The 13259-nt window shown below is 59.1% G+C and carries 12 protein-coding genes; 11 read left to right on the forward strand and 1 reads right to left on the reverse strand.

Features of this window, described 5'->3' with window-relative positions; genetic code table 11:
- Positions 1-99 precede the first annotated feature (99 nt).
- The 11 genes from ACTQ3R_RS01370 to ACTQ3R_RS01420 all read left to right on the forward strand — a co-directional run bounded on the left by ACTQ3R_RS01370 (position 100) and on the right by ACTQ3R_RS01420 (position 11879).
- Positions 100-1038, forward strand: a complete 939-nt coding sequence (locus tag ACTQ3R_RS01370) for a PstS family phosphate ABC transporter substrate-binding protein (protein ID WP_441777482.1) — start codon at positions 100-102, stop codon at positions 1036-1038.
- Between the two features lies 1 nt (position 1039).
- Entirely contained in the window at positions 1040-2323 is a 1284-nt protein-coding gene (locus tag ACTQ3R_RS01375) for a hypothetical protein (protein ID WP_441777481.1), read from the forward strand.
- A 148-nt stretch (positions 2324-2471) separates the two neighbouring features.
- Positions 2472-4388: a molecular chaperone HtpG gene (gene htpG, locus ACTQ3R_RS01380; RefSeq protein ID WP_441777480.1), complete on the forward strand. Its 1917-nt coding sequence runs from the start codon at positions 2472-2474 to the stop codon at positions 4386-4388.
- A 137-nt stretch (positions 4389-4525) separates the two neighbouring features.
- Entirely contained in the window at positions 4526-4960 is a 435-nt protein-coding gene (gene rpiB, locus ACTQ3R_RS01385) for a ribose 5-phosphate isomerase B (RefSeq protein ID WP_441777479.1), read from the forward strand.
- Positions 4961-5425: 465 nt separating this feature from the next.
- Positions 5426-6613, forward strand: coding sequence for a cation diffusion facilitator family transporter (locus ACTQ3R_RS01390; RefSeq protein WP_441777746.1), 1188 nt, complete (start codon positions 5426-5428; stop codon positions 6611-6613).
- 89 nt (positions 6614-6702) lie between these two features.
- Positions 6703-7395, forward strand: a complete 693-nt coding sequence (locus ACTQ3R_RS01395) for a response regulator transcription factor (protein ID WP_441777478.1) — start codon at positions 6703-6705, stop codon at positions 7393-7395.
- Positions 7396-7434: 39 nt separating this feature from the next.
- Positions 7435-8871 (forward strand): ATP-binding protein, encoded by a 1437-nt coding sequence (locus tag ACTQ3R_RS01400; RefSeq protein ID WP_441777477.1) that lies wholly within the window; start codon positions 7435-7437, stop codon positions 8869-8871.
- A gap of 46 nt (positions 8872-8917) precedes the next feature.
- Complete coding sequence (locus tag ACTQ3R_RS01405; protein ID WP_441777476.1) at positions 8918-10171, forward strand: S1C family serine protease; 1254 nt, start codon at positions 8918-8920, stop codon at positions 10169-10171.
- 88 nt (positions 10172-10259) lie between these two features.
- On the forward strand, positions 10260-10748 hold the full coding sequence (locus ACTQ3R_RS01410; RefSeq protein WP_441777475.1) for an NUDIX hydrolase: 489 nt from the start codon (positions 10260-10262) through the stop codon (positions 10746-10748).
- Positions 10745-11650: an aldose 1-epimerase family protein gene (locus tag ACTQ3R_RS01415; protein ID WP_441777474.1), complete on the forward strand. Its 906-nt coding sequence runs from the start codon at positions 10745-10747 to the stop codon at positions 11648-11650. Before ACTQ3R_RS01410 ends, ACTQ3R_RS01415 begins: the two co-directional genes overlap by 4 nt.
- Positions 11640-11879 (forward strand): hypothetical protein, encoded by a 240-nt coding sequence (locus tag ACTQ3R_RS01420; RefSeq protein ID WP_441777473.1) that lies wholly within the window; start codon positions 11640-11642, stop codon positions 11877-11879. Before ACTQ3R_RS01415 ends, ACTQ3R_RS01420 begins: the two co-directional genes overlap by 11 nt.
- 71 nt (positions 11880-11950) lie before the next feature.
- Here ACTQ3R_RS01420 and ACTQ3R_RS01425 read toward each other — a convergent pair whose 3' ends face one another.
- Positions 11951-13159, reverse strand: coding sequence for an LCP family protein (locus tag ACTQ3R_RS01425; RefSeq protein WP_441777472.1), 1209 nt, complete (start codon positions 13157-13159; stop codon positions 11951-11953).
- Positions 13160-13259: the final 100 nt, after the last annotated feature.

Consider the following 13259-nt stretch of genomic DNA (forward strand, 5'->3'; position numbering starts at 1 on the left):
GTGATGATAACCGGCATTTCCCCCTGCTATAATAAGCTTACCCGGTGGGAACAGATTCCCACGGGCCGATCCTTTTTTCCACCTGACAGGAGGAACTTTATGATGAAACGTGTCTTATCTTGCATAGCCGCCGCCCTTTCCCTGGCGGTGGTCCTTACCGCCTGTTCCCCCAAAACTGCCCAGGGAGGCTCCGCCTCCTCTGCTCCCGCGTCCAGCGCTTCCCAGGCCCCCTTTGTGTTTACCAGGGAAAACCTGCCCCGGCTGGACGGCTCCACCTCTACTGTCCCGCTGGCAAAGGCCATGTGCGCCGTTTTGTTGGGGGAGGAGCCCGAGCAGGTGGCCGATCTGGTCAGCTTCTCCCGCACCACCCAGTCCTACCGCAATCTCATGGCCGGAGAGCGGGACCTGGTGCTGGCGGCGGAGCCGGAGGGAGAGGTCCTGGCCCAGCTCCAGGAGGAGGGGCACTGGCACTACACCCCCTTTGCCACGGATGCCCTGGTCTTTGTGGTCAATGAGGACAACCCGGTGGACAACCTGACCTCTGAGCAGGTGCGGGACATCTACACCGGGGAGATCACCAACTGGAACGAGGTGGGCGGCAGCAGCCTGGACATTGTCCCCTTCCAGCGCAACCAGGGCGCGGGCAGCCAGACCATGTTTGAAAAGCTGGTCATGGACGGCCAAAGCCCCATGGAAGCCCCCGAGGCCTGGGTGCCCGACTCCATGCAGGGGCTCATCGATGCGGTGCGGCAGTATGACAACACCCCCTCCGCCATCGGCTTTACCGTCTATTACTACGCCAATGACATGGAGATGGCACGGGGGCTGAAGGTTTTGTCCATTGACGGCGTCACCCCCAACGCCCAGAGCATCCAGGACGGCAGCTATCCCTTCCTGAACCCCTACTATGTAGCCATTGACCAGAACACCCCCTCCGACAGTCCCACCCGAATCCTCTACGACTGGGTGCTGGGCGCCGAGGGCCAGAAGTTGGCAGCCATGGAGGGCTATGTGCCCGTTATGGAAGGAGTGGAGTAGGATGAAGCCCCGTGGCAAATGGGCCGCACTGGCCCTGGCCGGGGTCCTGCTGGCTGGGTGCGCCCCCCAAACGGGCGGCACCTCCCAGCTCCCCGCCGGCCCCAACGTCCAGACCGACTGGTCTGTTCTCCAGGAAGAAGATGCTCTCCCCGCCGTAGGGGGGCGGTTCTACGAGCAGTATACCCCTGAGCTCATTCCCCGCAGTTCCTACGGCCCCCTGCTTCCCTTTGCAGGAAGCCAGGGCCTGACCCTGGCCTGGTGGGAGGAGGAGCCCGCCTATACCTCGCCCACCTGGTTCTATGGGCTGATGACCCAGGACGGCACTTTGGTCATGGATGCGGTGTGCTCCTCCATCACCCGCTGCGGCTACTCCCAGTTGGATGACCAGGGGCAGCGCCAGGACCACTCTCTCCCCGTCTACATCCTGACTCAGGGCAATCCCGATCGGGGCAGGCCCGGCACCGGCACCCTGGTGGCCCTGGCTGTCCAGGACGGCAGCTGGTGGACCGATTATCAGTACTGGGGCGTCATCCCCTACCCGGACGGGATCGCCGCCGGAAACGGGGAGGGTCTGACCCTGATCAGCGCCCAGACCGGGGAAAAAACGGGCCAGTTTACCTGGGCCGAACTGGGCATCGACGACCCGAACGCCATCCCCTGGTTTACCGGCGACGCCACAGGCTCCGTCCAGTGGAAGGACGGCCTGCTCTTTCTGGGCACCTACGGAGACGCCAACCAAATTGCCCGCTTCCTGGACCCCGCCACCGGGGAAGTCTCCGCCACCAGCGCCGAGGAGTGGTTTACCGGGTGGGACGCCTACTGGAACCAGTCCCTCTCCTGGGCCCCTGTGTCCCATGAGGACGGCACCATCACCCTCTCTCTGGGTGAGACGTCCTACACCCTTCCCTCTCCCATTCCCCAGGACGACTACCCCTCGGTGGTGGGCGGCGACCGGGTCTATTTCCTCAGCTGGGATGAACAGGGCAGCATCTTCGCCGTCACCGACCTGGAGGGAAACATTTTGATCCCGGTTCAAAAGGGAGACCTTACCCCGCTGGACGGCACCCGAGAGGGCGGCCCCCTGCTGTTCGCCATCCCCCAGGGACCGGAATGGCGGATCCTTGACCGGGACGGAAACGAGCTCTATACCCTGCCTGGCGGAACGGGAAGCTTTTGCTATCTGGTCAATGGGCTCATTGAGGTCGTCCAGGACAACTGCATCTCCTACTATCAGCCCCAAACCGGGACCTGTATCCGCCGCACCTATGCTGGTCTGCCCGGTTAAGGCGGAACTGTAAAAAAACTGTGAACACCCTTGCTTTTTTACAACAAGTGCGCTATGATAACGTTAGCACTCAGGAATTATGAGTGCTAACGTTATTTCTTTTATTTGTTATAAATAAACTTTACTATACACGGAGGAATCAGAAATCATGGCAAAGAAGCAGTTTAAGGCCGAATCCAAGCGGCTGCTGGACCTGATGGTCAACTCCATCTACACCCACAAGGAGATCTTTCTCCGGGAGCTTATCTCCAACGCCAGTGATGCAGAGGACAAGCTGGCCTACAAGTCTCTCACCGACGACAGCGTGGATGTGAAGCGCAAGGACCTGAAGATCACCATCGTCCCCAACAAGGAGATGCGCACCCTCACCGTGTCCGACAACGGCATCGGCATGACGAAGGAAGATCTGGAGAACAACCTGGGCGTCATTGCCCACAGCGGCTCCGGCCAGTTCAAGGCCAATCTCAGCGAGGATGACAAGGCCGCCGACAAAATTGACGTCATTGGCCAGTTCGGCGTGGGCTTCTACTCCGCCTTTATGGTGGCCGACCATGTGACCGTGGTGTCCCGTGCCTGGGGCAGCGACGAGGCCTTTATGTGGCAGTCCGACGGGGCCGACGGCTACACCATCACCCCCTGCGAGAAGGACGCCCCCGGCACCGATATCATCATGCACATCAAGCCCAACGCCGACGAGGAAAACTACGATCCGTATCTGGAGACTTATAAATTACAGGAGCTGATCAAAAAATACTCCGACTATATCCGCTACCCCATCGTCATGGAGGTAGAGGACTACCGCCAGAAGGAAAAGCCCGCCGACGCCGGGGAGGACTACAAGCCCGAGTGGGAGACCGTGAAGGAGTGGAAGACCCTTAACTCCATGGTGCCCCTGTGGCAGCGTCAGAAGTCCAAGGTAAAGCCCGAGGAGTATAACGCCTTCTATAAGGAGAAGTTCAACGACTGGCAGGACCCCCTGGCCGTTATCCACACCAGTGCCGAGGGCGCGGTGACCTATAAGGCCATGCTGTATATCCCCGCCCAGACCCCCTATGACTTCTACACCCGTGAGTACCAGAAAGGACTGCAGCTTTACTCCTCCGGGGTGCTCATTATGGACAAATGCGCCGACCTGCTCCCCGACCACTTCCGCTTTGTCAAGGGCGTGGTGGACTCCGCTGACTTCTCCCTGAACATCAGCCGTGAGGTCCTCCAGCATACCCGCCAGCTGAAGGTCATCGCCTCCGCCCTGGAGAAGAAGATCAAGTCTGAGCTGCTGAAAATGCAGAAGGACGACCGGGAGAAGTACGAGAAGTTCTGGGGCGCCTTCGGCACCCAGATCAAGTACGGCGTGGTGGCCGACTACGGCGCCCACAAGGATGTGCTCCAGGACCTGCTGCTGTTCTGGTCCTCCAAGGAGGGGAAGAACACCACTCTGGCCGCCTATAAAGACCGTATGCCCGAGGACCAGCCCTTCTACTACTACGCCTGCGGCGAGAGCGTGGAAAAGATCGCAAAGCTGCCCCAGGTGGAGCGGATTCTGGACAAGGGCTATGAGATCCTCTACTGCACCGAGGATGTGGACGATTTTGTGATGAAGGCCCTGGGTGAACTTGACGGCAAACAGTTCAAGTCCGTCAACGAGGAGGACGCCCTGCCTCAGACCGAGGAGGAGAAGAAGGCCGCCGAGGAGAAGGCCGAGGCCGGCAAGGATGTGCTGGATGCCGTGAAGGAAGCCCTGGGTGACCAGGTGAAGGAAGTGCGCATCTCCTCCATTCTCAAGTCCGGCGCCTGCTGCCTCACCGCCGACGGCCCCGTCTCTCTGGAGATGGAAAAGTATATGCGCAAGGTGGAGGGCAGCGCCCACATGAAGGCTGACCGGGTGCTGGAACTGAATCCCGACGCCGCCCCCTTTGCCGCCCTGAAGCGGGCCGTGGAGGCCGGAGACCAGGATACCGTAGCCAAGTACGCCAAGCTGCTGTACGCCCAGGCTCTGCTCCTGGCCGATCTGCCTCTGGAGGACCCCGCCGAGTACACCCAGCTGGTGTGCTCCCTGATGGTCTGATTTTTTCCCAAACGCATGTCCCTCCGGTCATTCAGCCGGAGGGACATGCTTTTTTCCTTGCAATTATTGCAAAAATCGATTAAAATAGAATCAGAACTCCGTTCCTTACACAGGAACCAGTACAGGAGGAAACTGATATGATCGCCATTGCTTCCGATCACGGAGGATATATGCTCAAGGAGCACATCAAGGCCTATCTGGCCGCGAAGGGCATTACCTGCGAGGACTTCGGCACCAACAGTACCGACAGCTGTGACTACCCCGATTTTGCCAAGCCCGCCGCCGAGGCGGTAGCCAGCGGCCAGTGCGAACGGGGCATCGTCATCTGCACCACCGGCATCGGCATCTCCATCTCCGCCAACAAGGTCAAGGGCATCCGCTGCGCCCTGTGCGGAGATGTGCTGTCCGCGGAGATGACCCGCCGGCACAACGACGCCAATATGCTGGCCATGGGCGCGGGGATCGTGGGCCCCATGCTGGCCGAGCGCATTGTGGACACCTTTTTGTCCACTGAATTTGAGGGAGGCCGCCACGCCCGGCGGGTAGCCAAGATGATGGAGATTGAATCATAATCCTCCTCCCCCTTCACCCCCAGCACGACAAAGGGCCCTGACCATTCGGTCAGGGCCCTTTGCCTGTGTGTGTTGTAAAAGGAGAGGGAGAAATGGGAGATACAGTTTGTAGCTTTGCTACAAGCATATGATAAATGAAATTTAAGGCAAAATCGTGACTTTCTCGTGAACTTTTTGTTAACGTTATTCTTCCCATTGCGACAAAAAGCCCCGGCTGCCTGACCGGGGCTTTTTGCCTGTGTGTTGTAAAGGAGAGAGAGAATAGAGATATGTCTTGTTCACTTGGCTACAATGACATCATAGACTAAGAATAAGGCAAAACCATGACTATAAAATGAACTTTTTGTGAATGTTTCCGGGGTGGACGGCGGATTCCCGCTTGACTTGCCTCAGGGCCTCGTGCCATAATAATGGTTAATTCTTTGCTCACAATTTTTCTTTGCGAGGTGGACGTTTCCCGTGAATATGATTCTTCAGTTTTGCCTGCGTGGGGAGGACCCCAATTCCCCCCAGGTCCGCCGCCGGTGCGGAACAATCGCCGGCGGAATGGGTATTTTTCTCAACCTGCTGTTATCCGCCGGCAAGCTGCTGGCAGGGCTGCTCACCGCCTCGGTGGCCATGACCGCGGACGGCCTCAACAACCTCTCTGATGCAGCCACCTCCGTGGTCACCCTCATTGGATTTCGCCTGGCCGGACAGGAGGCGGACGCAGAGCACCCCTTTGGCCACGGAAGAATGGAATATGTAGCCGGGCTGATTGTCTCCCTGGCCATTCTCCTGATGGGGGTGGAGGTGGGCCGCTCCGCCGTGGATTCTCTGCTCCATGGCTCCACGCCCGAATTTTCTCCCCTGGCGGTGGGCATTCTGTGTGCCGCCATTCTGGTAAAATTCTGGATGTTCTGGTTTAACCGGGCTTTGGGGCGGACTATCGGCTCGGCGGCCATGCAGGCCACCGCCGCCGACTCCCTCTCTGACACGCTCTCCACCGGGGTGGTCCTTGTGTCCACCCTGCTGTGCCACTTCTTCCAGCTCCATGTGGATGGCCTGGCCGGCCTTTTGGTGTGCGCCTTCATTTTAAAAACCGGCTGGGAGGCCGCTCGGGACACTCTGGACCCCCTTCTGGGCCGGCCTATGGACCCGGAGCTGGCCGCCGATATTGACAAGCTGGTGCTGGGCCACGACCACATTCTGGGTATCCACGACCTGGTCTATCACGACTACGGCCCCGGCCGGGCCATGATGTCCTTCCACGCGGAGGTCCCCGCCGACGGCGACCTGCTGGAAATCCACGACATCATCGACCACATTGAGCGGGAATTGAAGGCCAAGCACCATATTGAGACGGTGATTCATATGGACCCCGTGGTCTGCGACGACAGCACCTCTGCCCTGCGCGCCCAGGTGGATGCCCTTGCCAAGAAGCTGGACCCGGCGCTGTCCACCCACGATTTCCGGATGACGGCCGGCCCCATCCATACCAATATCATCTTTGATGTGGTGGTCCCCTATGGCTTCCGCCTGACGGACCACCAGGTATGCGAGGAACTCTCCCAGGCCATCCACGCCCTCTCCCCCCGGTACTACGCGGTGATCCAGGTGGACCACTCCTATGTGGACGGAAGAGGAGACCAAAAAGCCTCCTCCACCCCGTAATTCACAAATTATTCACCCAAGACGTTCCATTTGCGGTATAATAATTGCGGTATCATAAACTATAAATTACTTAGGATGGGGTGACACTTATGCCCAAAAAGGTTTTGATCGTGGAAGACGACGGAAATATCGCAGAGCTGCTCCACCTCTATTTAGAGAAGGAGGGCTTTGAGACCCAGGTAGCCAAGGACGGAGGACGGGGAGTGGAGCTGTTTCGCTCCTTTCAGCCCGATCTGGTGCTGCTGGACATCATGCTGCCCATTATGGACGGCTGGTCTGTACTGAAAAAGATCCGGGAAACGGAGAAGACCCCCGTCATCATGCTCACCGCCAAGGGCCAGACCGAGGACAAGGTGGCCGGTCTGGAACAGGGGGCGGACGACTATATTGTAAAACCCTTTGAAATGAAGGAAGTCCTGGCCCGGATCCATGCGGTGCTGCGCAGAACCGGCGCCGAGGAGGAGCCTGGAGAGAAAAAGCTCTCCTTTGACAAGCTGGTCATCAACCTGGACTCCTATGAGCTGCTGGTAGACAACCAGCGGGTGGACACCCCGCCCAAGGAGCTGGAGCTGCTGTTCCATCTGGCCTCCTCTCCCAACCGGGTATTTACCCGCAACCAGCTTCTGGACGAGGTCTGGGGCTTTGACTACTTCGGCGACAGCCGCACTGTAGACGTGCACATCAAGCGCCTGCGGGAGAAGCTGGAAAATGTCAGCGACCAGTGGCGGCTGAAAACCGTCTGGGGCGTGGGCTATAAGTTTGAGGTGGGCCCTGCCTCTTGATTTTCCGTTCCGAATACCATGTTAAGGAGGTGAGGCGTTTTGCGGTCTCTCTATAAGCGTCAGCTGACCATGATGGTGGGCATTATGATCCTGTCCTTTACGCTCCTGTCCGCCGCTTTTATGCTGCTGTCCTACCGGTACCTTATTTCAGAAAAGCGGGAGTCCATGGAGCGCAACGCAGGGTATATTGCCGGCTTTACCGCCCTGTATTACAAGGAATACCGGGACATTCAGGACGAGCTTTACAGCAACTATGTGGCCAATATCGCCCTGATCTCCGACTCCTTTGTCATCGTCGCCGGGCCGGACGGAGAAATCCTCTACGCCACCGACGGCTCCAAAATTTATGATTATAAAAATGCCGTTCTGCCCGCCTCCGTCACTAACCAAGTGCTGAACCATGGGACCTATGCTGGTCTGACCAGCCTGGAAGGAATTTATCCCGAGCGCCGGTACACCGCCGGATTGCCCATCAACATTTCCGTTTTTGGGCAGACGGTCAACCAGGGCCTGGTCCTGGTCTCCGCCGACGCCTCCAACCTCTCTCAGATGTGGTCGGCCACCGCCACCATTTTCTTCTTTTCCGCCGTGGTGGTGCTGCTCATCTCCGTAGTGGCCAGTACCATTACCTCCGCCCACCAGGCCCGGCCCCTGAACGAAATGGCAGAGGCCGCCCGAAAATTTGGGCAGGGAGAGTTTGACGTGCGGGTCACCAGCTACGAGGGGCGCTGCGACGAGATCAGCACCCTGGCCGAGGCCTTTAACGCCATGGCCAACTCCCTGGAGAAGGTGGAGACCCAGCGTGCAGAATTTATCGCCAACATCTCCCACGAGCTGAAAACCCCCATGACCACCATCTCCGGCTTTGCCGAGGGAATTCTGGACGGAACCATTCCCCCCGAGCGGGAGCGGGAATCCCTTCAGATCGTGGTGTCCGAGACCCGCCGGCTCTCCCGCCTGGTACGGCGGATGCTGGATCTGTCCCGGCTCAACGCCCTGGCGGAGAATTCCATCACCGCCCAGGAGACCTTCGATCTGACCGAGACCATGTCTCAGGTGCTCATCAGCCTGGAGAGCAAGATCACCGGCCGCAACCTGGATGTGGACGTACAGATGCCCCAGGAAAAGCTGATGGTATGGGGCGACCCCGACTCGGTCACCCAGGTATGCTATAACCTGCTGGACAACGCGGCCAAATTTGCCGCGCCAGGCACTACCATCACCGTCCAGATCACGAAGAAGGACGGCAAGGCTGTCACCTGTATCCGCAATCTGGGGGCCACCATTCCCCCGGAGGAGCTCCCCCTGCTCTTTGACCGGTTCCACAAGGCGGACTACTCCCGCTCCATGGACCGGGAGGGGGTTGGTTTGGGGTTGTACATTGTGAAAACGATTTTGGGCAACCTGAAAGAGACCATCAATGTCACCAGCGAGGATGGGGTGACCCAGTTCACCTTTACACTGACGCTGGCATAATCACCGTTGCTTGATCTTACGGCCCTGGGCCACTGGGAGGAAATGTATGGAGCATCATCATCAAAACGATCTGTGGCAGGGCGGTCCCTGGGAACAGCCCTCCCCGGTTTTTTCTCCCCCTCCGCCGGTACAAATTCCCCTTCCCCGCCAAAAGACGTCCCGCCCCGTCCTTCGGACCCGGCGCCGGGGGCCCCGGTGGCCGTGGGTCACAGGGCTTGTGGTATTGGTTTTGTCCCTGTGTGCGGTAACCATTTTTCTGGACCAGTATTTCTCTCCCGCCTCCCTGTTTTCCTCTCAGCCCTTTTCTGAGGAGAATTACCGGCGGGAGGAGACCCAGAACACCAACCAGCCCCCGGATATTCCCCAGGCTGAGACGGGCACCGGCTTTACCCTCACTCTGAATGAGAGTCATGGCGAGGCTCTGTCCCTCTCCCAGGTCCACAGCAAGGCCATTGAGTCCCTGGTCTCTATCGAGGCCTACTCCGACGTCTACTTCAGCTCCGGCAGCGGGGTGATCCTCTCCTCCGACGGCTACATCGTGACCAACGCCCATGTGGTGGCCGGGGCCAACGATGTGCGCGTCCAGCTGAGTGACAACCGCATCTTCCCCGCCAGCCTGGTGGGGTTCAGCGCCCAGGAGGATCTGGCCGTGCTGAAAATTGATGTGGACGGCCTGCCTGCGGCGGAATTCGGCGACTCCAACGCTCTGGTATGCGGAGAGTCTGTATCCGCCTTAGGCGACTCTCTGGGGTATCGAGGCACCTTTACCGACGGGATCATTTCCGCTCTGGACCGGGAAATGACCATGGAGGACGGCTCCACCATGGTGCTCATCCAAACCAGCGCCGCCATCAACTTCGGCAATTCCGGCGGCCCTCTGCTCAACCAATACGGCCAGGTGGTGGGCATCAACACCATCAAGATCATTGCCGATGACGGCTCGGCCGAGTCCCTGGGCTTTGCCATCCCGTCTACCCGTGTGAAATACGTGACCGACCACCTGATCGCCGGAGAGGAGATCCGCACCGCCGCCTTTGGCTTTACGGTCTCCATTGTCCAACTCCCCGAGGGCGGGCTGGAGCTTCTGGATGTGGACCCCACCAGCGATGCCTATGCCCAGGGCCTGCGGGCTGAGGATATTCTGGTGGCCGCCAACGGGCAGTCCATCTCCAGCACACAAGATCTGGTGCGGCTCAAGCAAACGCTGGGGCCCGGAGACCAGGTGGAGCTGACCTATCTGCGGGAGGGCGTTTCCCATACCATATGGGTGGAACTGATGGATGCGGAGCTCTTTTCCTAATTTCCGCGGCGCGGGGTTCTCCCCGCGCCGCTTTGATTTTTCCGTTGCCCCAGGGCGCCGGGCGTGTTATACTGCCTACAAAGGGGGAATGCCTGTGATCAACACCACACTGTGCTACATCCGCCGGGGAGAGGATTATCTGATGCTCCACCGGGTCAAGAAAAAAAATGACCTGAACCAGGACAAATGGATCGGAATCGGCGGAAAGTTCGAGGACAAGGAGAGCCCCGAAGATTGCCTGCTCCGGGAGGTCTGGGAGGAAACCGGCCTTACCCTTACCCGCTACCAGTACCGGGGACTGGTCACCTTTGTCTCCGACCGGTGGCCCACCGAGTATATGCACCTTTTTACCGCCGACCAGTTTACCGGCACACTGAAAGAGTGCGACGAGGGGGAGCTGGAGTGGCTGCCCTATGACCAGCTGCTCCGCATTCCCCACTGGGAGGGGGATGCGATTTTTCTGGATCTCATCCACCGGGATACGCCCTTCTTCTCCCTGAAACTGTGTTATGAGGGGGAGACCCTGGTGGAAGCGGTTCTGGACGGACGGCATTTGAAGGGAGGCTCGCACCCATGATTGTTACCATTCAATCCCATGCGCTCACCGTAGAGATTGATTCCCTGGGCGCACAGCTCGCCTCCATCCGCGCCAACGACGGCGAGGAGTACCTGTGGCAGGGGAGGGAAGACATCTGGGCCCGCCGGGCCCCCATTCTGTTTCCCTTCATCGGTCGGCTGAAAGACAGCACCTATCTGCTCCGCGGCACACCCTACACCATCTCCACCCACGGCTTTGCCCGTGATATGGCGTTTGAGGTGGTGGAGCGGGCAGGGGACCATGTCTCCTTCCAGCTTACCGATACCCCCCAGACCCGTGCAGTCTACCCCTTTGCCTTTACCCTGACGGTAACGTATTCCCTGAAGGACAACCAGCTTACCAAAACCCACCGGGTCACGAACCGCTCCCAGGAGGAGATGCTCTATGAGCTGGGTGCCCACGACGGCTTCCGGGTCCCGGTAGGGGAGGGGCTCACCATGGCCGACTACTCTGTCCGCCTGCCCGGTGTGGACAAGGTCCGCTTCTACGGCATGGACAAGGACCTCATGCTCACCCCGAAGGGGGAGGAGATCGCGCTGCAAAACTCCGCTCTGCCCCTCACCCCTGCCACCTTTGGCCTGGACACCATGATTCTGGACACCCCGCCCCAGGCTCAGGCCCTCCTGTGCGACCGTCAGGGCAATCCCAGAGTGGGCCTCACCTTCCCGGACTTCCCCTATCTGGGGCTCTGGACCCAGGCAAAGCCCTTTGACACGGGGTATGTGTGCATCGAGCCCTGGTCCACCCTCCCAGACGGCATCTTTATGGGCCGGGAGCTTCGGGACAAGACGGGCATCCGCCGCCTGACGCCGGGACAGAGCGAGGCGCTCTGCTATACCACCACATTTTACGAAAAAGGAGTTTCACAACATGAAGCCTGAATACGCCAATTCCTTCGGCATCCGCAAGGTATCCGACAAAGACGGGGAGATCCTGGAGGTCACCCTGGACATTGCCTATAAATATATGGAGAACGCCATCACCTTTACCTCCAAGGGCATGGAGAACATCTCCACCCCCGCCGCCGATCCCGTGGCCTCCATCGTCATGAACCGCCAGAGCGCCATCTCCCTGCGCAACCTGCTCATCCAGACCCTAGGCGTGGAATAAATATTCCACATGTCCGGCCTGTTTTGTGGAAAAAATCCCCCCGCAGCCAAACAGGCTGCGGGGGTTCTTTCCTAATATTGATAGTAGCTGTCTGCCGGCATAAGGTTCATATCCTCCGCCGTCAGCGCCCGGCCATAGGGGTTAATGAGGCGGTTCACCGTCTCAACGGTCTTTTCCTCATCCAGTTCAAAGCACCAGAGGAAACCCTGGTAAATGGCATCGCCCCGCCCCTCCAGGGTGGCGGTCTCTACGCCGCTGTTCACATCCAGGTCCACGGCCTTCTGGGCAAAGAAGAGCATGTTGTTCAGGGTGAGGTCGGTCTCCACATACTGGTTGAAGATCTCCACAAAGCCGTTGATCTTGGTCAGGCTGTCCCAGGCCAGCACCTTCTTGGCCAGGGCAATCAGAATCTCCTGCTGGGTCTTGGTCCGTCCCACATCCGTATAGTCCTGGTTGGGGCCGGGGGTGCCATCGGGATTGTTATTGTCATGGCGGTACCGGGCCACCTCCATGGCCTGCTGGCCGTTCAGGTGCTGCATGCCCTTCTGATAGTGGATGTGCAGGTTTTGAACGGGGTCGTCATAGTTCATATCCACCGGGACATAAAAGTCCACCCCATCCAGGTAATCTACCAGGGCAATAAAGCCGTTGATGTCCACTTTCACATACCCGTCAATGACGATCCCCAGCATATCGGAGATTTCCTCGATCCGCCGCTCCACGCCGCCCGAGCCATAAACCAGCTTCGGGTTCTTCCCCGTCTCCCGCTGGGTAATGGTATCACGGGGAATGGAGACCACGCCCACCTTCTGCTCCACGGTGTCATAGCTGAGCACCATCATGGTGTCGGTACGGAACCCCTCCACGTCCGTGGCCGCCAGGAAGATATTATAGACCCCCTCCCGGCGCTCCAGGGCGTTGGGGTCCGCCTGGCTGGTGTCCCCGCTGCCGTCGCCCACCACCACAGTGTTGTTGTCCGGGGTGTTGTTTTCCGGCACCTTCTGCTCCGGGGCCTTGCTCATCAGCTGCAGGCCGATGTAGGCCGCCACAATGAGGGCGGACACCACCACCAGGGCCTTGTAGCAGCCCAGACCGATGGACGCTGCCCTGGAACGCCTGGGCTTTGCCTTCTGCCGGGCGGCAGACGGCCGGGCCGATTTTTTCCGCCTTCTTGGGGGCTCGTCCCAACGTTCTTCGGCCCGTCTTCCCTCCGGTCTGGGGCGCGGGGCAGGTTCCCGCCGCTCCCGTGGCACATTCAAATATTTCTCTTCCAGGGTCATCCCCTCCCCGATGGTCATTCTAGTTTAGTATACCGGTTCCCCCTGCCTTCGGCAAGGGGCGCCGTTTTATTTTTATAAAATTTTAAGAATTATGTTACCC

Origin of the sequence: Lawsonibacter sp. LCP25S3_E2 (assembly GCF_052117285.1) — a bacterium.
GTDB lineage: Bacteria > Bacillota > Clostridia > Oscillospirales > Oscillospiraceae > Lawsonibacter.

Bases quoted from the DNA above. Each gene is read 5' to 3' on its own strand.
- ACTQ3R_RS01370 (WP_441777482.1), top strand. From the start codon at position 100: ATGATGAAACGTGTCTTATCTTGCATAGCCGCCGCCCTTTCCCTGGCG.
- ACTQ3R_RS01375 (WP_441777481.1), top strand. From the start codon at position 1,040: ATGAAGCCCCGTGGCAAATGGGCCGCACTGGCCCTGGCCGGGGTCCTG.
- htpG (WP_441777480.1), top strand. From the start codon at position 2,472: ATGGCAAAGAAGCAGTTTAAGGCCGAATCCAAGCGGCTGCTGGACCTG.
- rpiB (WP_441777479.1), top strand. From the start codon at position 4,526: ATGATCGCCATTGCTTCCGATCACGGAGGATATATGCTCAAGGAGCAC.
- ACTQ3R_RS01390 (WP_441777746.1), top strand. From the start codon at position 5,426: ATGATTCTTCAGTTTTGCCTGCGTGGGGAGGACCCCAATTCCCCCCAG.
- ACTQ3R_RS01395 (WP_441777478.1), top strand. From the start codon at position 6,703: ATGCCCAAAAAGGTTTTGATCGTGGAAGACGACGGAAATATCGCAGAG.
- ACTQ3R_RS01405 (WP_441777476.1), top strand. From the start codon at position 8,918: ATGGAGCATCATCATCAAAACGATCTGTGGCAGGGCGGTCCCTGGGAA.
- ACTQ3R_RS01410 (WP_441777475.1), top strand. From the start codon at position 10,260: ATGCCTGTGATCAACACCACACTGTGCTACATCCGCCGGGGAGAGGAT.
- ACTQ3R_RS01415 (WP_441777474.1), top strand. From the start codon at position 10,745: ATGATTGTTACCATTCAATCCCATGCGCTCACCGTAGAGATTGATTCC.
- ACTQ3R_RS01420 (WP_441777473.1), top strand. From the start codon at position 11,640: ATGAAGCCTGAATACGCCAATTCCTTCGGCATCCGCAAGGTATCCGAC.
- ACTQ3R_RS01425 (WP_441777472.1), bottom strand. From the start codon at position 13,159: ATGACCCTGGAAGAGAAATATTTGAATGTGCCACGGGAGCGGCGGGAA.